Source organism: Micromonospora sp. WMMD882 (assembly GCF_027497255.1).
In the GTDB taxonomy this organism is placed as follows: Bacteria; Actinomycetota; Actinomycetes; order Mycobacteriales; family Micromonosporaceae; genus Micromonospora.
Genome location: NZ_CP114903.1, coordinates 5,488,942 through 5,511,928, shown reverse-complemented (window position 1 = coordinate 5,511,928; position 22,987 = coordinate 5,488,942). Strand labels below are relative to the sequence as shown.

Sequence of the window (22,987 nt, the reverse complement as noted above, 5' to 3'; positions counted from 1 at the left end):
CTGTCAGCCCTCCTGCTGCGTTTCTGCCGGCTGCGAGTCGGCCGGGGTGGTCGCGGCCGCGGCGACAGCAGCGCTGTCGACCGGCTCGCCACTCGGCGTCTCGGCCTGCTGCGCGACGGTGGTCGCGGCGGCCCGACCAGCCTCGGTGCCGCCGGCGGTGGTGCCGGAGGAACCGGAGCGACCGCGACGCGGACGCTCGGGACGGTCGCCACGCTCACGACGCGGGCGGGACGGGGCGGTCTCGGCCGGGGCCTCCCGGCCCGGAACCGCGTCGCCCTTGTAGATCCAGACCTTCACGCCGATCCGGCCGAAGGTGGTACGGGCCTCGAAGAAGCCGTACTCGATGTTGGCCCGCAGCGTGTGCAGCGGCACCCGGCCCTCGCGGTAGAACTCGGTCCGGCTCATCTCGGCGCCGCCCAGACGACCCGAGACCTGCACCCGGATGCCCTTGCAGACCGGGTTCTTCATGGCCGACTGCATCGCCTTGCGCATCGCCCGACGGAAGCTGACCCGGCTGGAGAGCTGCTCGGCGACGCCCTGGGCGACGAGCTGCGCGTCCGACTCGGGGCTCTTCACCTCGATGATGTTGAGCTGCACCTGCTTGCCGGTGAGCTTCTCCAGCTCGCCGCGGATCCGGTCCGCCTCGGCGCCCTTACGGCCGATGACGATGCCCGGACGGGCGGTGTGGATGTCGACCCGGACCCGGTCCCGGGTCCGCTCGATGTCGACCTTGGAGATGCCGGCCCGCTCCAGCCCCTTGGACATCATGCGGCGGATCTTGACGTCCTCGCCGATGTAGTCCTTGTAGAGCTTGTCCGCGAACCAGCGGGACTTCCAGTCGGTCGAGATGCCGAGCCGGAACCCGTGCGGGTGAACCTTCTGACCCATTACTCGGCGCCCTCCGTCTTGCTCTGCGTCTCCGTCGGCTCCGCCTGCGTGGCCTGCTCAGCCTGCTCGGCCTGCTTGACCGGGGCCGACTTCTTCGCCGCCGCGGACTTCTTCGGCGCCGCCGGCGCGACCGCCTCGACCGCCACGGTGATGTGGCACGTGCGCTTGCGGATCCGGTACGCCCGGCCCTGCGCCCGCGGCCGGAACCGCTTCATGGTCGGGCCCTCGTCGACGAACGCCTCGCTGACGAGCAGCGCGTCGGGGTCCAGCCGCTCGTTGTTCTCCGCGTTGGCGATCGCGCTCGCGAGCACCTTGTACACCTGCTCGCTCGCCGCCTGCGGCGCGAACTGCAGCACCGTGAGGGCCTCCTTCGCGGGCAGGCCGCGGACGAGGTTGACCACCCGGCGCGCCTTCATCGGCGAGATGCGCACGTGTCGCGCAATCGCCCGCGCGCCCGGAAGCACCGGAGCGTCGCCCTTTCCTGGCATCGCTGTAACCCCTTGATCCTCTATCCGTGGCTCGCCTAGCGGCGGCGGCTCTTCCGGTCGTCCTTCTCGTGACCCTTGAACGTGCGGGTCAGCGCGAACTCGCCGAGCTTGTGCCCGACCATCGCCTCGGTGACGAACACCGGGACGTGCTTGCGCCCGTCGTGCACGGCGATCGTGTGCCCGAGCATGTCCGGGATGATCGTCGAGCGCCGCGACCAGGTCTTGATGACGTTCTTCGAGCCCTTCTCGTTCTGCGTCTCCACCTTCTTGAGCAGGTGGTCGTCGATGAACGGGCCCTTCTTCAGGCTGCGAGGCATGTCTTATCTCCCTCAGCCGCGCTTACGCGTGGCGTAGCGACGGCGGACGATCAGCCGGTCACTCGGCTGGCCCTTGCGACGGGTACGGCCCTCGGGCTTACCCTTCGGGTTGACCGGGTGGCGACCACCGGAGGTCTTACCCTCACCACCACCGTGCGGGTGGTCGACCGGGTTCATGGCGACACCACGGACGGTCGGGCGCTTGCCCTTCCACCGCATCCGGCCGGCCTTGCCCCAGTTGATGTTCGACTGATCGGCGTTGCCGATCTCGCCGACGCTGGCGCGGCAGCGCACGTCGACCCGCCGGATCTCACCGGACGGCATCCGGAGGGTGGCGTACGCGCCCTCCCGGCCCAGGAGCTGGATGCCGACGCCGGCCGAACGGGCCAGCTTGGCCCCGCCACCCGGACGCAGCTCCACGTTGTGGATCGTGGTGCCGACCGGGATGTTGCGCAGCGGCAGGTTGTTGCCGGGCTTGATGTCGGCGGTCGGGCCGGACTCGACGGCGTCGCCCTGCTTGAGGTCCTTCGGCGCGAGGATGTAGCGCTTCTCGCCGTCGGCGTAGTGCAGCAGCGCGATGCGCGCGGTGCGGTTGGGGTCGTACTCGATGTGCGCGACCTTCGCCGGCACGCCGTCCTTGTCGACCCGCTTGAAGTCGATGATCCGGTACTGACGCTTGTGTCCGCCGCCCTGGTGCCGGGTGGTGATCCGGCCGTGGGCGTTGCGTCCGCCCTTCTTCGGCAGCGGCGCCAGCAGCGACTTCTCCGGCGTGGACCGGGTGATCTCGGCGAAGTCGGCGACGCTGGAACCACGCCGGCCCGGCGTCGTCGGCTTGTACTTACGGATAGCCATTGTCTACACCCCTCAGCTGACCGGGCCGCCGAAGGCCTCGATACGGTCACCGTCAGCCAGCTTCACCATCGCGCGCTTGGTGGCCTTGCGCTGACCGAACCCGGTACGGGTCCGCTTGCGCTTGCCCTCGCGGTTGAGGGTGTTGACCGTCAGGACGCGGACGTTGAAGATCTGCTGGATAGCGATCTTGATCTCGGTCTTGTTGGCGTCCGGGTGCACCAGGAAGGTGTACCAGTTCCGGTTCAGCTCGCTGTAGCTCTTCTCCGAGACGACCGGCGCCACGATGATGTCGCGCGGGTCAGCGATCGTGCTCACTTGCCACCCTCCTCGGTGGTCTCGGCCGGAACGCCCAGGAACTCGTCCAGGGCCTCCTTGGTGAAGACCACGTCGTCGGCCACCAGCACGTCGTACGTGTTGAGCTGGCCGGCCTCGATCAGGTGCACCCGGCTGTCCCGCGCGTTGCGCAGGTTCCGCAGCGACACCCAGTTCAGCTCGTCGGTGCTGCTCAGCACGACCAGCACCCGCCGGGCCGCGGTCAGCTTCGTCAGCGTGGCCAGCGCCGCCTTGGTGGACGGCTTCTCGCCGGTGACGAACGCCTCGACGACGTGCACCTGGCCGGCGCGGGCCCGGTCGGAGAGGGCGCCACGCAGGGCGGCGGCCTTCATCTTCTTCGGGGTCCGCTGGCTGTAGTCACGCGGGACGGGACCGTGCACCACGCCACCACCGGCGAACTGCGGCGCGCGGGTCGAGCCCTGCCGGGCCCGACCGGTGCCCTTCTGCTTGTACGGCTTCTTGCCGCCACCGGAGACCTCGCCACGGGTCTTCGTCTTGTGCGTGCCCTGCCGGGCGGCCGCGAGCTGGGCCACCACGACCTGGTGCATCAGCGCGACGTTGGCCTGCACGTCGAAGATGTCGGCCGGCAGCTCGACGGAGCTGCTCTTGGTGCCGTCGACGGCGATCACGTCAACCGCGGTCACTTCGCCGCACCGCCCTTCTTCACCTTGGTCTTGGCCGCGGTACGGACCAGGACCAGCGCGCCCTTGGGGCCGGGGATGGCGCCACGGACGAGCAGGAGGTTGTTCTCGGTGTCGACCGCCTGGACGGTCAGGTTCTGGACGGTGTAGCGCACGCCACCCATCCGGCCGGCCATCCGGGTGCCCTTGAAGACACGACCCGGGGTGGCGCAGGCGCCGATCGAGCCGGGCGAGCGGTGCTTGCGCTCGACACCGTGGCTGGCCCGCAGGCCGTGGAAGCCGTGCCGCTTCATCGGGCCGGCGTAGCCCTTGCCCTTGGTCTTGCCGGTCACGTCGATCGAGACGCCGGGGGCGAACTCGGCGACGGTGACCTCCTGGCCGGGGGCGTACTCGCCGGCGTCCGTGGTGCGCAGCTCGACGATGTGCCGGCGCGGCGCCACGTCCGCCTTGGCGTAGTGGCCGCTGATCGGCTTCTTGACCTTGCGCGGGTCGATCGCGCCGTAGGCCAGCTGGATGGCCGAGTAACCGTCCTTCTCGGCGCTACGAACCTGGCTGACGACGCACGGGCCGGCCTGCACCACGGTCACCGGCACAACGCGGTTGTTGTCCCAGACCTGGGTCATGCCGAGCTTCGCGCCCAGGATCCCCTTTACTTGCCTGTCCATTTGTCCGGTCCCTACAGCTTGATCTCGATGTCGACGCCAGCCGGCAGGTCGAGGCGCATGAGCGAGTCGACCGTCTTGGGGGTCGGGTCGATGATGTCGATCAGCCGCTTGTGCGTACGCATCTCGAAGTGCTCGCGCGAGTCCTTGTACTTGTGCGGCGAGCGGATGACGCAGAAACGGTTGATCTCCGTGGGCAGCGGCACCGGGCCAGCGACCTGCGCCCCGGTACGCGTCACCGTCTCGACGATCTTCCGAGCCGAGGAGTCGACGACCTCGTGGTCATAGGCCTTGAGCCGGATGCGGATCTTCTGTCCCGCCATGGTGGCTTCTGTTCCTTCTCTCGATGCCGCTGTGTCGCGGGCGCCTGTACCGGCTGGCACAGGCCCACTTCCGCCGACCCCCGCGGTCGGGCGTGTCGCGCCCTCGGGCCAAGCTCCGCCCCGGGACTCCGGAGCGATACCGACCGCGCGGTGGGTCAAGGCGCCGATCGCACTACCGCGACCTGAACGCCGTGCGAGGGTGGTTGGCGGCAAACCGCCAACCACCCTACGCTCGACTGTCCTCTCACCCGGAGGTTCGGCGAAAATCCGAACGCAGGCGACGAACTGTCGTTACGCAACCTGACTAGTATGCCGCACGACCGGCGGCGGGTCTAATCGGGGTTACCCAGCTCACTTGATGATCTTGGTGACGCGACCAGCGCCGACCGTACGGCCACCCTCCCGGATCGCGAACTTGAGGTTGTCCTCCATCGCGATGGGCTGGATCAGCTTCACGGTCATCGTGGTGTTGTCGCCCGGCATGACCATCTCGGTGCCCTCGGGCAGCGTGACGACGCCGGTGACGTCCGTGGTCCGGAAGTAGAACTGCGGACGGTAGTTCTGGAAGAACGGGGTGTGCCGGCCGCCCTCCTCCTTGGAGAGGATGTAGACCGTCGCTTCGAACTCCGTGTGCGGGGTCGAGGTGCCCGGCTTGACGACCACCATGCCGCGCTCGACGTCCTCGCGCTTGATACCCCGCAGCAGCAGACCGACGTTCTCGCCCGCGCGGGCCTCGTCGAGCAGCTTGCGGAACATCTCGATACCGGTGCAGACCGTCTTCATCGACTTCTCCTTGATGCCGACGATCTCCACCTCCTCGTTCGGCTTGAGGATGCCGCGCTCGGCGCGGCCGGTGACCACGGTGCCCCGACCGGTGATCGTGAAGACGTCCTCGATCGGCATCAGGAACGGCTTCTCGGTCTCGCGCTCCGGCTGCGGGATCGCGGTGTCGACGGCGTTCATCAGCTCCAGGAGCTTGCCGGTCCACTCCGGGTCGCCCTCGAGGGCCTTGAGCGCCGAGACCCGGACGACCGGCAGGTCGTCACCCGGGTACTCCTGGTTCGAGAGCAGCTCACGAACCTCGAGCTCGACGAGCTCCAGGAGCTCCTCGTCGTCGACCATGTCGCTCTTGTTGAGCGCCACGACGATGTACGGCACACCGACCTGACGGGCCAGCAGCACGTGCTCGCGGGTCTGCGGCATCGGGCCGTCGGTCGCCGCCACCACCAGGATCGCGCCGTCCATCTGCGCGGCGCCGGTGATCATGTTCTTGATGTAGTCGGCGTGCCCGGGGCAGTCGACGTGCGCGTAGTGCCGGTTGCTCGTCTGGTACTCGACGTGCGCGATGGAGATGGTGATACCGCGGGCCTTCTCCTCCGGCGCCTTGTCGATCTCGTCGAACGGCGTGTACGGGTTCAGGTCCGGGAACTCGTCGTGCAGGACCTTGGTGATGGCCGCCGTCAGCGTCGTCTTACCGTGGTCGATGTGACCAATGGTGCCGATGTTGACGTGCGGCTTAGTCCGCTCGAACTTCGCCTTCGCCACTGGTGTCCTCCTGTGGACTTCTTGGTTCGTACGCCCCGGCGCGCCGTGGTGACGCTTAGGACTCTGTCGACAGCCTTTCCGACCGAGACGGTCGGAGAGCTTGTGGGACTTGCGGCGGTGAAGCCTACAGGCCCGGTCTCATGCAGCCCCGCGGAGGCCGCGGACGAGCAGACTACTCGCCCGTGGCCTTCGCGATGATCTCCTTCGCCACGCTGGCCGGAACCTCGGCGTAGGAGTCGAACTGCATGCTGTAGCTAGCCCGGCCCTGGGTCTTCGACCGCAGGTCGCCGACGTAGCCGAACATCTCCGACAGCGGCACCAGGGCGCGGACGACGCGGGTGCCGCCGCGCTCCTCCATCGCCTGGATGATGCCGCGACGGGAGTTGAGGTCACCGATGACGTCACCCATGTTCTCGTCCGGGGTGGTGACCTCAACGGCCATCATCGGCTCAAGGAGAGCGGGGTCGGCCTTGCGGGCCGCCTCCTTCATCGCCATCGAGCCGGCGATCTTGAATGCCATTTCCGACGAGTCGACCTCGTGGTACTGGCCGTCCACCAGGGTGAGCTTGACGCCCACCAGGGGGAAGCCGGCGAGGATGCCGTACTGCATGGCGTCCTGCGCGCCCGCGTCCACCGAGGGGATGAACTCCCGGGGGATACGGCCACCGGTCACCGCGTTGGCGAACTCGTAGGTCGGGGCGTCGTTGCCGAGCGGCAGCGGCTCCACGCTGATGATCACCCGGGCGTACTGGCCGGAGCCACCGGTCTGCTTCTTGTGGGTGTACTCGATCTTCTCCACCGTACGGCGGATCGTCTCGCGGTACGCCACCTGCGGCTTACCGATGTTCGCCTCGACGTTGAACTCGCGGCGCATCCGGTCGACCAGGATGTCCAGGTGCAGCTCGCCCATGCCGGAGATGACCGTCTGACCGGTCTGGTCGTCCAGCTTCACGCGGAAGGTCGGGTCCTCCTCGGCGAGCCGCTGGATGGCGGTGCTGAGCTTCTCCTGGTCGGCCTTGGTCTTCGGCTCGATCGCGACCTCGATGACCGGCTCCGGGAAGGTCATCGACTCCAGGATGACCGGGTTCGCCGGGTCGCAGAGGGTGTCACCGGTGGTGGTCTGCTTCAGACCCTGCACCGCGATGATGTCGCCGGCCTGGGCGGAGCTGCGCTCCTGCCGCTTGTTGGCGTGCATCTGGTAAATCTTGCCGATCCGCTCCTTGCGGTCCTTGGTGGAGTTGACCACCTGGGAGCCGGACTCCAGCGTGCCGGAGTAGAGACGGACGTAGGTCAGCTTGCCGAGGTGCTTGTCCGTCTGGATCTTGAAGGCCAGCGCGGCGAAGGGCTCGCTGTTCGACGGCTTCCGGAACAGCGGGGTCTCGCCGTCGGTGGCGACACCCTCGATGGCCGGGATGTCCAGCGGCGACGGGAGGTAGTCCACCACCGCGTCGAGCATCGGCTGGACGCCCTTGTTCTTGAAGGCGGAGCCGCAGACGACCGGGTTGGCCTTGCCGGCGATGGTGGCCCGACGGATGGCGGCCTTGATCTCCTCCTGGGAGATCTCCTCGCCCTCCAGGTACTTCTCCATCACCGCGTCGTCGACGTCGGCGAGGGTCTCCATCAGCTTCTCGCGCCACTCGGCGGCGGAGTCGGCGAGGTCGGCCGGGATCTCCTCGACCGCGTAGTCCTCACCCTTCTGGGTCTCGCCACGCCAGGTCAGGGCGCGCATGCCGACCAGGTCGACGACGCCGATGTGGTTCGCCTCCAGCCCGATCGGGATCTGGAGCACCAGCGGCGTGGCGTTGAGCCGGTCGACCATCATCTGCACGCAACGGAAGAAGTCGGCGCCGGTCCGGTCGAGCTTGTTGACGAAGCACATCCGGGGGACGTTGTACTTGTCGGCCTGCCGCCAGACGTTCTCCGTCTGCGGCTCCACGCCGGCCACGCCGTCGTAGACCGCGACCGCGCCGTCCAGGACGCGCAGGTTCCGCTCGACCTCGACCGTGAAGTCGACGTGCCCGGGCGTGTCGATGATCTGGATCGTGTGGCCCTTCCACGCACAGGTGGTGGCCGCGGAGGTGATGGTGATCCCCCGCTCCTGCTCCTGCTCCATCCAGTCCATGACGGCGGCGCCCTCGTGGACCTCGCCGATCTTGTACGTGATGCCGGTGTAGAACAGGATCCGCTCGGTGGTCGTGGTCTTACCGGCATCGATGTGCGCCATGATGCCGATGTTGCGTACGTTGGCGAGCGCGTCTGCTGCGGCGGCCACTTCAATCCCTACTTATCGTCGTCTCGACTCAACTGGTGGTGGTTCCGGCGCCCGGAGACGCCGGAACCAGCTGTGTTACCAGCGGTAGTGCGCGAAGGCCTTGTTCGACTCGGCCATCTTGTGCGTGTCCTCACGCCGCTTGACGGCGGCGCCGAGGCCGTTGCTGGCGTCCAGCAGCTCGTTCATGAGCCGCTCGACCATGGTCTTCTCGCGCCGGGCGCGGGAGTACGTCACCAGCCAGCGCAGCCCGAGGGTGGTCGCCCGCGCGGGGCGCACCTCGACCGGGACCTGGTAGGTGGCGCCACCGACCCGGCGGCTGCGCACCTCCAGGGTGGGCTTGACGTTGTCCATCGCCCGCTTGAGGGTGACGACGGGGTCGGTGCCGGACTTCTCGCGGCAGCCCTCCAGGGCCGCGTACACGATGCGCTCGGCGAGCTGGCGCTTGCCGCGCAGCAGGATCTTGTTCACGAGCTGGGTGACCAGCGGCGAGTTGTACACCGGGTCAGCGACCAGCGGCCGCCGCGGAGCGGGTCCCTTACGCGGCATGTCAGCTCTTCTCCTTCTTCGCGCCGTAACGGCTGCGCGCCTGCTTGCGGTTACGGACACCCTGGGTGTCGAGCGAACCGCGAACGATCTTGTAACGCACGCCGGGGAGGTCCTTCACCCGGCCGCCACGGACGAGCACGATCGAGTGCTCCTGCAGGTTGTGACCCACGCCCGGGATGTAGGCGGTCACCTCGATCTGGCTGCTGAGCTTGACACGAGCGACCTTACGCAGCGCCGAGTTCGGCTTCTTCGGGGTCGTGGTGTACACGCGGGTGCACACGCCGCGCCGCTGGGGAGACCCCTTGAGCGCCGGGGTCTTGGTCTTGGTCGTCTTGGCCTGACGGCCCTTTCGGACCAACTGCTGAATGGTGGGCACCGGGTTTCTCCGCTCCCTTCGGCCGCTTCCACGCGGCCGCGCCGTCTGCTCGTAGCCGCCCTGCCTCTGCGGAACGGCTCTCCTACATTCCGACCAGGGCCGCCTCGCGGTGGTCCCGGTACCCGCGGTCGGGCGTGTCGCTCGACGCACGGTTTCCGGTGCCGACGCGTGCGCCCGCACCGGGTATTTCGTCCTGACACAGGTCACCCCGACGCCAGGAGTTGTGGCTGTGTTCGTGACGCTGCCCGGCGACTGTGCTGCCAGGCTCAGCGCACGCACGACCCGCCCGGGCTGGCCGGGCACAAGGGGAAAGACTACCTACCACAAGCGTGCAGGTCAAAACGGGGTGGTCCGGGAGAATGCGTCCCCGCCCCTCTCGGCTCCGTCGACCTGCCCGTCCGCGTCGGACATCTACGACTCACAAGTGTAGCCGCTCCCCTCGCCGACGCCCCTCGGGGCCCGGTTCAGGCGAACTGGAGGACCACCGACAGGGCCAGACCGAGCAGACTGAGCCCCAGTCCGGCCGCGCCGCAACTGATCCCCGCCACGGCCAACCCACGACCGGTGAACCGGACCGCCGGCGGCGGCGCCGGCCGCCGTACCTGCCGCGCGCCGAGCAGCCCGGCGACGATCGCGCCCGCGCCGGTGAGCAGACCGAGCAGGGTGAACGCCCCGGCCGCCCAGGCTCCCCAGCCGTCCGCCGCGCCGGCCAGGCCGAAGCACCAGACCAGCAGGGCGACCAGGGACGAGACGATGCCGGCGACCAGCGAGCCCACGGCGAGACCGGAGGTGACCGGCGGCACTTCCAGATGCGCCACCCCGAACGGCGTGCCCGGGACCGGCTCGACCCGCTTCGGCGGACGCTGCGCCTCCCGGGGTGGCGGAGGCGCCGGCGGCCCACCCCAGCCAGCGGGAGCAGGGGCCGCGCCGGACGGCACTCCCGGCCCGAAACCCGCCGGAGGATGCGCCCCAGGTCCGAATCCCCAGGCCGAATGCTGCTGCCCCGGCCCGAAACCCCCGGCCGGATGCTGCGCCGGCCCGAAGTCCGCAGGACGCGGCCCCGACCCGGAGCCCTCCGTCGCCGGGGGCGGCGAAACAGCGGGCGCAGGCTGCGCCGCGACGGCCGGTGAGGACACGGGACCGGACGGCGGCGTCGGGCGCGGCGGAGGCAGGGGGGCCGGCGCCGGCAACGGAGCCGGGGCCGGAAACGCCGACGGAGCCGGCGGAATATCAGCCGCTCCCCCAACCGGCGGCCCGTCGGCCGCTCCCGCGGCGGGCGGTCCAGGGGTGGTCGGCACCACGGCGGGCGTTCCGGCGGCGGGCGGCGGCGGGCCGGGCCGGTCGGCATCCGCCGGGTGGGCAGGGTCCGGGGAGACCGCCGGCTGCGCCGGGTCGCCGGCCGACGGCTGCGGCGGTTCGGTCACGAGGTCCTCCTGTCGACAGGCGCCGGTCAGCGCCCGGGTGGGTGCCGGGGGGTCAGGCTACCGCCGGTGGGCGTCGGCCGTGGTCGACCACCCGGCCGTCAGTTCACGTTCGGGGCGAAGTCCTGGGTGAAGGGGGCGTCCGTCATCCGGACCACCCCGACGACCACCGCGATCACCACCGCCAGGGCGGCCAGGCCGAGACCGGCCCAGGCCAGCCGCTCCCCCCGCATCAGCCAGGCCGCGCCGGTGAGGAAACCCCCCGACGCGTACGCCTCCCGGCGGGCCTGCCGGGACAGCAGGAGCGCCACCGTCGCCGGCACGACCCCGCCCAGGAGGACGCCGGTCAGCGCGGCGATCAGCCCGAGGGCGAACACCGCCCGGGCCTTCGTCGAGCGCGCCGGGTCAGGGTCGAGGGGGTGCCGCAGCCCCGGACGCGCGACGGGCGTCTCCTGCCCGGGTGCCGTCGTCATGTTCTCCATCATGCCGTCCGGAGGCGCTCCCCCGCGGCCGGAGCCCGGACCGGCCCACCCGGAGCGGGCCACGCCGCCGACGCGCGGGGCCGGCCGGGAACGCGACGAGGCCCCCGGCGTCCGCCGGGGGCCTCGTCGTCACTGCGTCAGCGGTACGACCCGAAGTCGAAGTCGTCCAGCGGCACCGCCTGGCCGCTGGCCGGCCCGAAGCCGTAGTCGGTCTCCGGGTAGCCGGTCATCGAGTAGACCTTGGCCTTCGCCTCCTCGGTCGGCTCGACCCGGACGTTGCGGTACTTGGAGATACCGGTACCGGCCGGGATGAGCTTACCGATGATGACGTTCTCCTTCAGGCCGATCAGCGAGTCGCTGCGGGCGTGGATCGCCGCGTCCGTCAGCACCCGGGTGGTCTCCTGGAAGGAGGCCGCCGAAAGCCACGAGTCGGTGGCCAGCGACGCCTTGGTGATACCCATCAGCACCGGACGACCGGCGGCGGGCTCGCCGCCCTCGCCGACGAGCCGGCGGTTCTCCGACTCGAACAGCGCCCGGTCGACGAGCACGCCCGGCAGGAACTCGGTCGAGCCGGAGTCGATGACCGTCACCCGCTTGAGCATCTGGCGAATGATGATCTCGATGTGCTTGTCGTGGATGAGCACACCCTGCGAGCGGTAGACCTCCTGGACCTCCTGGGTCAGGTGGACCTGGACCGCGCGCGGGCCGAGGATGCGCAGCAGCTCGTGCGGGTCGATGGTGCCCTCGGTGAGCTTCTCGCCGACCTCGACGTGACCGCCGTCGTGGACGCCCGGCCGGAGCCGGACCCGCTTCGAGATCTTGTCGTAGACGATCTCGTCGCTGCCGTCGTCCGGGATCACGATGATCTTCCGCGAGCGCTCGCCGTCCTCGATCCGGATCCGGCCGGGGGTGTCGGCGATGGGCGCCTTGCCCTTCGGGATCCGGGCCTCGAAGATCTCGGTGACCCGGGGCAGACCCTGGGTGATGTCCTCACCCGCGACACCACCGGTGTGGAAGGTACGCATGGTGAGCTGGGTGCCCGGCTCGCCGATCGACTGGGCGGCGATGATGCCGACCGCCTCGCCGATGTCCACGGTCTTGCCGGTCGGCAGCGACCGGCCGTAGCACGCGCCGCAGACGCCGAGCTTCGACTCGCAGGTCAGCACGCTGCGCACCCGGACCGTCTCCACCCCGGCCGCGACGATCCGGTCGACCAGGATGGAGTTCAGGTCCGCGCCCCGCTCGACGACGACGGTGCCGTCCGGCCCCTTGATGTCGTCGGCCAGGGTACGGGCGTGCACGCCGGTCTCGGCGTGCTCGTGCACCACCAGGGTGCCGTCGAGCCGCTGGCCCACCTGCATCGGGATGGCCCGGTCGGTGCCGCAGTCCTCCTCGCGGATGATGACGTCCTGCGACACGTCCACCAGACGCCGGGTCAGGTAACCCGAGTCGGCGGTCCGCAGCGCGGTGTCCGCCAGACCCTTCCGCGCGCCGTGCGTGGAGATGAAGTACTCCAGCACGGACAGACCCTCCCGGTAGCTCGACTTGATCGGTCGCGGGATGATCTCGCCCTTGGGGTTGGCCACCAGACCACGGATCGCGGCGATCTGCCGGAGCTGGAGCAGGTTACCGCGGGCCCCCGAGTGGATCATCTTCCACAGCGGGTTCTCGCGGGGCAGCGAGGTCTCCAGGTTCTTGGCGACCTCGTTGGTGGCCTTCGTCCAGATCTCGATGAGCTCGCCGCGGCGCTCCTCACCGGTCATCAGGCCCCGCTGGTACTGCTTGTCGATCCGGTCGGCTTCCTTCTCGTACCGGGACAGGATCTCCTGCTTGCTCGGCGGGGTGACGACGTCCTCCATGCCGATGGTGACGCCGGACCAGGTGGCCCAGTGGAAACCGGCCTCCTTGAGCCCGTCCAGGGTGGCCGCCAGGGCCACCTTCGGGAACCGCTCGGCGAGGTCGTTGACGATCGCGGAGAGCTGCCCCTTGCGCACCTCGTAGTTCACGAAGCGGTAGCCCACCGGCATGGTCTCGTTGAACAGCACCCGACCGAGGGTGGTGTCGACGATCAGCGGCTCGCCCTCGACCCAGCCCTCCGGGGCGACCCACGGCTCGGCCCCGGCGCCGTTGTCGATGCCGGTGATGCCACGCAGCCGGATCCGCACCGGCGACTGCAGGTGCAGCTCGCCGTTGTCGAACGCCATCCGCGCCTCGGCGTCGGAGCTGAAGGTCCGGCCCTCGCCCTTGCCGCCCGGGGTGAAGTGGGTGAGGTGGTACAGACCGATGATCATGTCCTGGGTGGGCATGGTCACCGGCTTGCCGTCGGCCGGCTTGAGGATGTTGTTCGACGACAGCATCAGGATCCGCGCCTCGGCCTGGGCCTCGGCGGACAGCGGCACGTGCACCGCCATCTGGTCACCGTCGAAGTCGGCGTTGAACGCCGTGCAGACCAGCGGGTGGATCTGGATGGCCTTGCCCTCGACGAGCTGCGGCTCGAACGCCTGGATGCCCAGTCGGTGCAGGGTGGGCGCCCGGTTGAGCAGCACCGGGTGCTCGCCGATGACCTCTTCCAGCACGTCCCACACGACCGGCCGCTGCCGCTCGACCATCCGCTTGGCGGACTTGATGTTCTGCGCGTGGTTGAGGTCGACCAACCGCTTCATCACGAACGGCTTGAACAGCTCCAGCGCCATCTGCTTGGGCAGGCCGCACTGGTGCAGCTTGAGCTTCGGGCCGACGACGATGACGGAACGACCGGAGTAGTCGACCCGCTTGCCGAGCAGGTTCTGCCGGAACCGGCCCTGCTTGCCCTTGAGCATGTCGGACAGCGACTTCAGCGGCCGGTTGCCCGGGCCGGTGACCGGACGACCCCGACGGCCGTTGTCGAACAGCGCGTCGACGGCCTCCTGGAGCATCCGCTTCTCGTTGTTGACGATGATCTCGGGCGCGCCGAGGTCGATCAGCCGCTTGAGGCGGTTGTTCCGGTTGATCACCCGCCGGTACAGGTCGTTCAGGTCGGAGGTCGCGAAGCGGCCACCGTCGAGCTGCACCATCGGGCGCAGGTCCGGCGGGATGACCGGGACGCAGTCCAGCACCATGCCCAGCGGCGAGTTGCGGGTGTTGAGGAACGCCGCGACGACCTTCAGCCGCTTCAGCGCCCGGATCTTCCGCTGGCCCTTGCCGGAGCGGATGATCTCGCGGAGGTTCTCCGCCTCGGCGTCGAGGTCCATGTTCTGCACCAGGGCCTTGATCGCCTCGGCGCCCATGCCGCCGGTGAAGTACTCACCGAACCGGTCCCGCAGCTCACGGTAGAGGAGCTCGTCGGTGACGAGCTGCTTCGAGTCCAGCTTGCGGAAGGTGTCCAGCACCTCGTCCAGGCGGTCGATCTCGCGCTGGGCCCGGTCGCGGATCTGGCGCATCTCGCGCTCTCCGCCCTCCTTGACCTTGCGCCGGACGTCCGCCTTCGCGCCCTCGGCCTCCAGCTCGGCCAGGTCGGCCTCCAGCTTGGCGGCCCGCTTCTCGATCTCCGAGTCGCGGCTGTTCTCGGCCTGCCGCTTCTCGGCCAGGATCTCGTTCTCGATGGTCGAGAGGTCGCGGTGACGCGCTTCGGCGTCCACGCTCGTCACGACGTACGAGGCGAAGTAGATGATCTTTTCGAGGTCCTTCGGGGCGAGGTCCAGCAGGTAGCCCAGCCGGCTCGGCACGCCCTTGAAGTACCAGATGTGGGTCACCGGAGCGGCCAGCTCGATGTGACCCATCCGCTCCCGGCGAACCTTGGAGCGGGTCACCTCGACGCCGCAGCGCTCGCAGATGATGCCCTTGAAGCGGACCCGCTTGTACTTACCGCAGTAGCACTCCCAGTCCCGCTGCGGACCGAAGATCTTCTCGCAGAAGAGCCCGTCCTTCTCCGGCTTCAGGGTGCGGTAGTTGATCGTCTCAGGCTTCTTGACCTCGCCGTGGGACCACTGACGGATGTCGTCGGCGGTGGCGAGACCGATGCGCAGCTCGTCGAAGAAGTTGACGTCGAGCACTTGGTTATCCCTCACATCAAGTCAGCTCGGTTGATGGTTCGGCGGATCGGGCGCGGCGGCCGGGCGGGGCCGCCGCGCCCGGCCCGATCAGACTTCGTCGACGCTGCTCACACCCTCGTTGGGCCGGCGGGAGAGGTCGATGCCGAGTTCCTCCGCCGCCCGGAACACCTCGTCGTCGGTCTCACGCATCTCCAGGGCCACGCCGTCGGACGAGAGCACCTCGACGTTGAGACAGAGTGACTGGAGCTCCTTGAGCAACACCTTGAACGACTCGGGAATGCCCGGTTCGGGGATGTTCTCGCCCTTGACGATCGCCTCGTAGACCTTCACCCGGCCCAGGACGTCGTCGGACTTGATGGTCAGCAGCTCCTGCAACGCGTACGCCGCGCCGTAGGCCTGCATGGCCCAGCACTCCATCTCGCCGAACCGCTGGCCACCGAACTGCGCCTTACCACCCAGCGGCTGCTGCGTGATCATCGAGTACGGGCCGGTCGACCGCGCGTGGATCTTGTCGTCGACCAGGTGGTTCAGCTTGAGGATGTAGATGTAGCCGACCGCGATCGGGTCCGGCAGCGGCTCACCGGACCGACCGTCGAACAACTGCGCCTTGCCCGAGGAGCCGATCAGCTGCTTGCCGTCCCGGTTGGGCAGGGTCGACGCGAGCAGACCGGAGATCTCCTCCTCCCGGGCGCCGTCGAAGACCGGCGTGGCCACGTTCGTGTCCGGCTCGGCCTCGGCGGCGTCGATCGAGCGCAGCGCCCGCTTCCACTCGATGTCGTCGCCGTCGACCTGCCAACCGGTCTTGGCGACCCAACCGAGGTGGGTCTCCAGCACCTGGCCGATGTTCATCCGGCCCGGCACGCCGAGCGGGTTGAGCACGATGTCGACGGGCGTGCCGTCCTCCAGGAACGGCATGTCCTCGACCGGCAGGATCTTGGAGATGACGCCCTTGTTGCCGTGCCGGCCGGCGAGCTTGTCACCGTCCTGGATCTTCCGCTTCTGGGCGACGTAGACCCGGACCAGCTCGTTGACGCCCGGCGGCAGCTCGTCGCCGTCCTCGCGGGAGAAGGTCCGGACGCCGATGACCGTGCCGGTCTCGCCGTGCGGCACCTTCAGCGAGGTGTCCCGGACCTCACGCGCCTTCTCGCCGAAGATCGCGCGGAGCAGCCGCTCCTCCGGGGTCAGCTCGGTCTCGCCCTTCGGGGTGACCTTGCCGACCAGGATGTCGCCGGGGACGACCTCGGCGCCGATCCGGATGATGCCGCGCTCGTCGAGGTCGGCGAGCATCTCCTCGCTGACGTTCGGGATGTCGCGGGTGATCTCCTCCGGGCCGAGCTTGGTGTCCCGGGCGTCGACCTCGTGCTCCTCGATGTGGATCGACGTGAGCACGTCCTGCTGCACGAGGCGCTGCGACAGGATGATCGCGTCCTCGTAGTTGTGCCCCTCCCAGGTCATGAAGGCCACGAGCAGGTTGCGCCCGAGCGCCATCTCGCCCTCGTCGGTGCACGGACCGTCGGCGATGACCTGACCGGCCTCGACCCGGTCGCCCTCGAAGACCACGGGCTTCTGGTTGACGCAGGAGCCGGCGTTGGAGCGACGGAACTTGTGCAGCAGGTAGGTGCGGCGGTGGCCGTCGTCCTGGTGGATGGTGATGTAGTCGGCGCAGAGATCCTCGATCACGCCGCCGACCTCGGCCACCACGACGTCACCGGCGTCGACCGCGGCACGGTACTCCATGCCGGTGCCGACCAGCGGCGACTCCGCCTTGACCAGCGGTACGGCCTGACGCTGCATGTTCGCGCCCATCAGGGCCCGGTTGGCGTCGTCGTGCTCCAGGAACGGGATCATCGCGGTCGCGACCGAGGTCATCTGCCGCGGCGAGACGTCCATGTAGTCGACGGCCGACGGCGCGACGTCCTCGGTCTCGCCGCCCTTACGACGGACCAGGACGCGGTCCTCGGCGAAGCTGCCGTCGGCCAGCAGCGGCGCGTTGGCCTGCGCCTTGACGAACCGGTCCTCCTCGTCCGCGGTCAGGTAGTCGATCTGGTCGGTGACCCGACCGTCGACGACCTTCCGGTACGGCGTCTCGATGAAGCCGAACGGGTTGACCCGGGCGAACGTGGACAGCGCGCCGATCAGGCCGATGTTCGGGCCTTCCGGCGTCTCGATCGGGCACATCCGGCCGTAGTGGGACGGGTGCACGTCACGGACCTCGAAGCCGGCCCGCTCCCGGGACAGACCACCCGGGCCGAGCGCGCTCAGCCGTCGCCGGTGGGTCAGGCCCGCCAGCGGGTTGGTCTGGTCCATGAACTGGGAGAGCTGCGAGGTGCCGAAGAACTCCTTGATCGCCGCCACCACCGGGCGGATGTTGATCAGGGTCTGCGGCGTGATCGCCTCGACGTCCTGGGTGGTCATCCGCTCGCGGACGACCCGCTCCATCCGGGAGAGACCCACCCGGACCTGGTTCTGGATCAGCTCGCCCACGGTACGCAGCCGCCGGTTGCCGAAGTGGTCGATGTCGTCGGCCTCGTAGCCCTCCTCACCGGCGTGCAGCCGGCAGAGGTACTCGACGGTGGCGACGATGTCGTCCTCGGTCAGCGTGCCGGTGGTGATCGGCACCTGGACTTCGAGCTTCTTGTTGAACTTGTACCGACCGACCTTGGCGACGTCGTACCGCTTCGGGTTGAAGAAGAGGTTGTCGAGCAGGGTCTGGGCGTTCTCGCGGGTCGGCGGCTCGCCAGGGCGGAGCTTCCGGTAGATGTCGAGCAACGCCTCGTCCTGGCCGGCGATGTGGTCCTTCTCCAGGGTGGTCATCATCAACTCGGACCAGCCGAACCGCTCGCGGATCTGCTCGGCCGACCACCCGATCGCCTTCAGCAGGACGGTGACGGCCTGCCGGCGCTTACGGTCGATACGGACACCGACGGTGTCGCGCTTGTCGATGTCGAACTCCAGCCAGGCACCCCGGCTCGGGATGACCTTGACGCTGGAGAGGTCGCGGTCGGAGGTCTTGTCCGGCTGCTTGTCGAAGTAGACGCCCGGCGAGCGGACGAGCTGGCTGACCACGACGCGCTCGGTGCCGTTGATGATGAACGTGCCCTTCGGCGTCATCATCGGGAAGTCACCCATGAACACCGTCTGGCTCTTGATCTCGCCGGTGGTGTTGTTGGTGAACTCCGCGGTCACGAACAGTGGCGCGCAGTAGGTCAGGTCCTTCTCCTTGCACTCCTCGATCGAGGCCTTGACCTCGTCGAAGCGCGGAGCGGAGAAGGACAGTGACATCGTGCCGGAAAAGTCCTCAATGGGACTGATCTCGTCGAGAATCTCCGCGAGGCCCGAGCGTGCGTGCGGGTCGTCAGCCGACCGGCCCTGCCAAGCCTCGTTGCCGACCAGCCAGTCGAAGGACTCGTTCTGGATGGCGAGGAGGTTGGGGACCTCGAGATGTTCGGTGATCCTGCCGAATGAGACACGGCGGGGAGCGAAAGCGCTCGACGTACGACTGGTCTTCGCAGGGCGGGAAGCTGCCAAGATGCGTCCTTCCGAGGACCGGTGCTGCAGAACGGCTGGTACGCGTGCACTCCAATGACCCCACATGAAACGCCCATATTCGGACATTCCGCGCAGGGGTCGAGATCGGAAGGCAGCGCAAACTAGCAGTGTAGCCGAACGGCTAACCGCTGTCCAGCCCACCCCGCAGGTCGCCGCGAAACGTGCCTCGGGACCCCTCGAACGGGGTCGACCGGGCCGCTCGGAACGCGGCGCTCCCGCTGGACCACCCTGGGGGCTGGGGCATGGTGCTGCCGCAGGCCTTACCCGGGGCTGGGCCGTCGCAAGCGTGGAAGGTCTTGCTGTGTCAGCGTGCCTGCCCGGCCCGGCTCACGTCAAGGGCTGATCACCCGCCGGAGAGCTCTTTCCCATCGGGCTGCGACCGGTCGATGCCGGAGCGTCACCGGCCCTACAGATCAAAGTCCTGCTCACGGCCACTACGGGCCGCCGACACCAACACGACGGGCGGTGATCCATCGAAGGATCACCGCCCGTCGGTCCGCGAGGTGTGCCTCAGCTCACGCGAGCCGGGCACCGGCGAGGCCCACCTGAGGTCACTTGAGGGTGACCTTGGCGCCCTCACCCTCGAGCTTGGCCTTGGCCTTGTCCGCGGTCTCCTTGTTGACCTTCTCCAGGATGGCCTTCGGAGCGGCCTCGACGGCGTCCTTGGCCTCCTTGAGGCCCAGGCCGGTCAGCTCGCGCACGACCTTGATGACCTGGATCTTCTTGCCGCCGTCGGACTCCAGGACGACGTCGAACTCGTCCTTCTCCTCCTCGACCGGGGCGGCCGGGCCGGCCGGGCCGGCCGGGCCGGCGACGGCGACCGGAGCGGCGGCGGTGACCTCGAAGGTCTCCTCGAACTGCTTCACGAACTCGGAGAGCTCGATCAGCGTCATCTCCTTGAACGCGTCGAGCAGCTCGTCGGTGCTGAGCTTCGCCATGTCTGGCGTCCTTTCCTAAATCTACGGAAGATCGAACCGGGGTGCCGGAAGGCCTCAGGCCTGCTCGGCGCCTTCCTTCTCGCGCTGTTCCTGCTCGCGCTTGTCCTGCAGAGCGGCTGCCAGACGGGCGGTCTTGGCGAGCGGGGCCTGGAACAGGGCCGCGGCCTTGCTCAGGTTGCCCTTCATCGCGCCGGCCAGCTTGGCCAGCAGCACCTCACGGGACTCCAGATCGGCGAGCTTCGTGACCTCGGCCGCGGAGATGGCCCTGCCCTCGAAGACACCGCCCTTGATGACGAGCTTCGGGTTGGCCTTCGCGAAGTCGCGAAGCCCCTTCGCCGCCTCGACGACGTCGCCCGAAACGAAAGTCAGCGCGGTAGGACCGGTGAACAGCTCATCGAGGCCGGCGATGCCGGCGTCCGTCGCCGCACGCTTGGCCAGCGTGTTCTTGGCGACCATGTAGGTGGTCTCCCGGCCCAGCGCGCGTCGCAGCTGGGTGAGCTGGGCGACCGTCAGACCGCGGTACTCGGTCAGCACGGTGGCGCCCGCGCCACGGAACTGGTCGGTCAGCTCGGCGACGGCCGTGGCCTTGTCGGCCCGGATCGGCTTGTCCGCCATGTCCCTCCTCTCTCGTTGCGCCAGGCTGGTCACCAGCGAAGCCGGGAGGCGTCGATGGTGGCGGAGGAAACGCGGGTAACGAGAAAAGCCCCGGCGCGGGGCGCACGGGGCGAGGGCCAGCCGGACGGCGACGCGGTCGGCGGACCACGTGCCACGAGCCGGTGTTTCGCTGTGCCGCCCTGCGCGGGTCGCCCGTCGTACGCGGGACCTTCGACCGTGCCGAAGCACGGTGACCAGCGGTCTCTGGGTGGTACCTCATCCATGACAGCACGGATGACACCCGAAGAGTACGCGACAGCCACCCGGCCCACCAAATCACCCCCCGGTGACCCCGCCCACTCCTCCCCCGCGCCCCGTCCCCGTCCCCGCGCCGCGTGCCACATCCCGGATATGGGGGCCATCCGTCGTGCGGACGCCCCTACATCGGGGGAGAACGTCGAGCGCCGCGCCCGGAGAGGGCGGGTGGCGGGAAACGGCTCGGGGCGCCGTCACCGACGTGACGACGCCCCGAGGCGGTGTTGCCGCTGCTCAGCCCTCGGCCGAGGCCTCCTGCAGGTTCTTCACCAGCTTCGGGTCGACCGGGACGCCCGGGCCCATCGTGGTGGTGAGGGTGACCTTCTTGAGGTAGGTGCCCTTCGCCGCGGACGGCTTGACCCGCAGCACCTCGTCCAGGACGGCGGCGTAGTTGTCGATGAGCTGCGTCTCCGAGAAGGACGCCTTGCCGATGATCAGGTGGAGGTTGGAGTGCTTGTCCACCCGGAAGGCGATCTTGCCGCCCTTGATGTCGGCGACGGCCTTGGCGACGTCCATGGTCACCGTGCCGGTCTTCGGGTTCGGCATCAGACCGCGCGGGCCCAGGATCCGCGCGATCCGGCCGATCTTGGCCATCTGGTCCGGAGTGGCGATGGCCGCGTCGAAGTCGAGCCAGCCCTCCTGGATCCGGGCGACCAACTCGTCGGTGCCCACCTCGTCGGCGCCCGCGCCGGCGGCCTCCTCGGCCTTGGCGCCGGCGGCGAAGACGATCACGCGGGCGGTCTTACCGGTGCCGTGCGGCAGGTTGACCGTGCCGCGGACCATCTGGTCCGCCTTACGGGGGTCGACGCCGAGGCGCATGGCGACCTCGACCGTGGCGTCGAACTTGACGTTGGTGGTCTCCTTGGCGAGCTTGACCGCCTCGGCCGGGGTGTAGAGCTTCGACCGGTCGACGACGTCGGCGGCCTTGCGGTAGCTCTTGCTGCGCTGCATGTTCTGACTACTCCTGTGGTCTCTGGCGGGCGTCGCGCGTCACGCGCCCTCCCACGAAATGGATCTTGGTGCGGTGGTGACCGACGTCAGTCGTTGACGGTGATGCCCATCGACCGGGCGGTGCCGGCGATGATCCGCTCGGCGTGGTCCAGGTCGTTGGCGTTCAGGTCGGCCATCTTCTTCTCGGCGATCTCGCGGAGCTGGGCGCGGGTGACCGAGCCGACCTTGTCCTTCTGCGGGACGCCGGAACCCTTCTGCACACCGGCGGCCTTGATCAGCAGGCGGGCGGCGGGCGGGGTCTTCAGCACGAAGGTGAAGGTCCGGTCCTCGTACACGCTGATCTGGGCGGGGACGATGTCGCCCCGCTGCGACTCGGTCTGCGCGTTGTACGACTTGCAGAACTCCATGATGTTGACGCCGTGCTGACCGAGCGCGGGGCCGACCGGCGGCGCCGGAGTGGCCTGGCCCGCCGGGAGCTGAAGCGTGAACGTCTTGACGAGCTTCTTCTTCGGAGGCATGTCTCTTCCTGGGACGTGAAGCGGGAAAAGTGGGTCTCGCGTCACCCGCGCGGTCGCACACGGTCAGCACGACAGGGCGGGGGCGACGTTCTAGGGTAGCGCAGCCCGCGGCCCGCTCTTCCCGGGGCCGCGGGCTGCGGCGAAACGTGGAACGCGACGCGGGGCGGCGGGACCGGCCCACCGCCCCGCGTCGGCGCGTCAGATCTTGGCGACCTGGTTGAAGTTCAGCTCCACCGGGGTCTCCCGACCGAAGATGGAGACCAGCACCTTGAGCTTCTGCTGGTCGGCGTTGATCTCGCTGATCGTCGCCGGCAGCGAGGCGAACGCGCCGTCGGTGACGGTGACCGAGTCACCGACCTCGAAGTCGAGGACCCGCACCTCGGGCTTCGCCTTCTTCTGCTCGGTCTCCACCGCCGGGGCCAGCCACTTCAGCACCTCGTCGAGGGAGAGCGGCGCCGGCCGGTCGGCCCGGTCGGTCGCCCCGACGAAACCGGTGACCCCGGGGGTGTTACGCACGCAGGAGTACGACTCGGCGGTCAGCTCCATCCGGACCAGGATGTAGCCGGGGAAGACCTTGGCCTGGACCTGCGACCGCTTGCCGTTCTTGACCTCGACCTCTTCCCGGGTCGGCACCTCGACCTGGTAGATGTAGTCCTCCATGTCGAGGGACGTGATCCGGGTCTCGAGATTGGTCTTGACCTTGTTCTCGTAGCCCGCGTAGGAGTGCACCACGTACCAGTCGCCCGGCGCGTAGCGCAGCTTCTGCCGCAGCTCGGCCACCGGGTCGAACTCTTCCTCCGGGGCCGGCTCGGTCAGCGGGAACTCCGACTCGCTGGCGGCCTCGACCGACTCGTCACCCGCCGCCGTCACCACCGAGGACTGCTCGTCCGCGGATCCGGCGGTCTCGTCGTAATCAGGCACGCTCGCTCACTTCCGTCTGTATCG

Annotated in this window: 21 protein-coding genes; all 21 read right to left on the bottom strand. The window is 68.9% G+C overall.

Annotation, left to right across the window (positions count from 1 at the left end):
- Window positions 1–3 precede the first annotated feature (3 nt).
- The 21 genes from rpsC to nusG all read right to left on the bottom strand — a co-directional run bounded on the left by rpsC (window position 4) and on the right by nusG (window position 22,963).
- Window positions 4–888, bottom strand: a complete 885-nt coding sequence (gene rpsC, locus O7606_RS23715) for a 30S ribosomal protein S3 (RefSeq protein WP_281596219.1) — start codon at window positions 886–888, stop codon at window positions 4–6.
- A complete protein-coding gene (gene rplV, locus O7606_RS23710; RefSeq protein WP_281596218.1) occupies window positions 888–1,376 on the bottom strand; it encodes a 50S ribosomal protein L22 in 489 nt (162 codons plus the stop codon). Before rplV ends, rpsC begins: the two co-directional genes overlap by 1 nt.
- Before the next feature lie 35 nt (window positions 1,377–1,411).
- Window positions 1,412–1,693, bottom strand: a complete 282-nt coding sequence (gene rpsS, locus O7606_RS23705; RefSeq protein WP_067359615.1) for a 30S ribosomal protein S19 — start codon at window positions 1,691–1,693, stop codon at window positions 1,412–1,414.
- Window positions 1,694–1,705: 12 nt separating this feature from the next.
- A complete protein-coding gene (gene rplB, locus O7606_RS23700; protein WP_281596217.1) occupies window positions 1,706–2,545 on the bottom strand; it encodes a 50S ribosomal protein L2 in 840 nt (279 codons plus the stop codon).
- A 12-nt stretch (window positions 2,546–2,557) separates the two neighbouring features.
- The gene (gene rplW / locus O7606_RS23695; RefSeq protein WP_088997375.1) at window positions 2,558–2,860 is read right to left on the bottom strand and encodes a 50S ribosomal protein L23; all 303 of its coding nucleotides are present in this window, start codon (window positions 2,858–2,860) and stop codon (window positions 2,558–2,560) included.
- The gene (rplD, locus tag O7606_RS23690) at window positions 2,857–3,522 is read right to left on the bottom strand and encodes a 50S ribosomal protein L4 (RefSeq protein ID WP_281596216.1); all 666 of its coding nucleotides are present in this window, start codon (window positions 3,520–3,522) and stop codon (window positions 2,857–2,859) included. Before rplD ends, rplW begins: the two co-directional genes overlap by 4 nt.
- Window positions 3,519–4,184: a 50S ribosomal protein L3 gene (gene rplC / locus O7606_RS23685; RefSeq protein WP_281596215.1), complete on the bottom strand. Its 666-nt coding sequence runs from the start codon at window positions 4,182–4,184 to the stop codon at window positions 3,519–3,521. The genes rplD and rplC overlap by 4 nt, the downstream gene beginning before the upstream one ends.
- Window positions 4,185–4,195: 11 nt before the next feature.
- Entirely contained in the window at window positions 4,196–4,504 is a 309-nt protein-coding gene (rpsJ, locus tag O7606_RS23680; RefSeq protein WP_007073037.1) for a 30S ribosomal protein S10, read from the bottom strand.
- Window positions 4,505–4,855: 351 nt separating this feature from the next.
- Window positions 4,856–6,049 carry an elongation factor Tu gene (gene tuf / locus O7606_RS23675; protein WP_281596214.1) on the bottom strand — a complete coding sequence of 398 codons (1,194 nt, stop codon included), beginning with the start codon at window positions 6,047–6,049 and terminating at the stop codon, window positions 4,856–4,858.
- A gap of 172 nt (window positions 6,050–6,221) precedes the next feature.
- The gene (fusA, locus tag O7606_RS23670; RefSeq protein WP_281596213.1) at window positions 6,222–8,321 is read right to left on the bottom strand and encodes an elongation factor G; all 2,100 of its coding nucleotides are present in this window, start codon (window positions 8,319–8,321) and stop codon (window positions 6,222–6,224) included.
- Window positions 8,322–8,396: 75 nt separating this feature from the next.
- Window positions 8,397–8,867 (bottom strand): 30S ribosomal protein S7, encoded by a 471-nt coding sequence (rpsG, locus tag O7606_RS23665; protein ID WP_046567226.1) that lies wholly within the window; start codon window positions 8,865–8,867, stop codon window positions 8,397–8,399.
- Between the two features lies 1 nt (window position 8,868).
- Complete coding sequence (gene rpsL, locus O7606_RS23660; protein WP_007465318.1) at window positions 8,869–9,243, bottom strand: 30S ribosomal protein S12; 375 nt, start codon at window positions 9,241–9,243, stop codon at window positions 8,869–8,871.
- 464 nt (window positions 9,244–9,707) lie between these two features.
- Window positions 9,708–10,061, bottom strand: coding sequence for a hypothetical protein (locus O7606_RS23655; RefSeq protein WP_281596212.1), 354 nt, complete (start codon window positions 10,059–10,061; stop codon window positions 9,708–9,710).
- A gap of 704 nt (window positions 10,062–10,765) precedes the next feature.
- Window positions 10,766–11,137, bottom strand: coding sequence for a hypothetical protein (locus O7606_RS23650; protein WP_281596211.1), 372 nt, complete (start codon window positions 11,135–11,137; stop codon window positions 10,766–10,768).
- 146 nt (window positions 11,138–11,283) lie between these two features.
- Complete coding sequence (locus tag O7606_RS23645) at window positions 11,284–15,177, bottom strand: DNA-directed RNA polymerase subunit beta' (protein ID WP_281596210.1); 3,894 nt, start codon at window positions 15,175–15,177, stop codon at window positions 11,284–11,286.
- An 87-nt stretch (window positions 15,178–15,264) separates the two neighbouring features.
- Window positions 15,265–18,705, bottom strand: a complete 3,441-nt coding sequence (locus tag O7606_RS23640) for a DNA-directed RNA polymerase subunit beta (RefSeq protein ID WP_281596209.1) — start codon at window positions 18,703–18,705, stop codon at window positions 15,265–15,267.
- A gap of 572 nt (window positions 18,706–19,277) precedes the next feature.
- A complete protein-coding gene (gene rplL, locus O7606_RS23635) occupies window positions 19,278–19,664 on the bottom strand; it encodes a 50S ribosomal protein L7/L12 (protein ID WP_281596207.1) in 387 nt (128 codons plus the stop codon).
- 54 nt (window positions 19,665–19,718) lie between these two features.
- On the bottom strand, window positions 19,719–20,279 hold the full coding sequence (rplJ, locus tag O7606_RS23630) for a 50S ribosomal protein L10 (protein WP_281596206.1): 561 nt from the start codon (window positions 20,277–20,279) through the stop codon (window positions 19,719–19,721).
- 528 nt (window positions 20,280–20,807) lie between these two features.
- A complete protein-coding gene (rplA, locus tag O7606_RS23625) occupies window positions 20,808–21,524 on the bottom strand; it encodes a 50S ribosomal protein L1 (RefSeq protein WP_281596205.1) in 717 nt (238 codons plus the stop codon).
- Between the two features lie 86 nt (window positions 21,525–21,610).
- Window positions 21,611–22,042 (bottom strand): 50S ribosomal protein L11, encoded by a 432-nt coding sequence (rplK, locus tag O7606_RS23620; protein WP_281596204.1) that lies wholly within the window; start codon window positions 22,040–22,042, stop codon window positions 21,611–21,613.
- Between the two features lie 198 nt (window positions 22,043–22,240).
- Window positions 22,241–22,963, bottom strand: coding sequence for a transcription termination/antitermination protein NusG (gene nusG, locus O7606_RS23615; RefSeq protein ID WP_281596203.1), 723 nt, complete (start codon window positions 22,961–22,963; stop codon window positions 22,241–22,243).
- Window positions 22,964–22,987 lie beyond the last annotated feature (24 nt).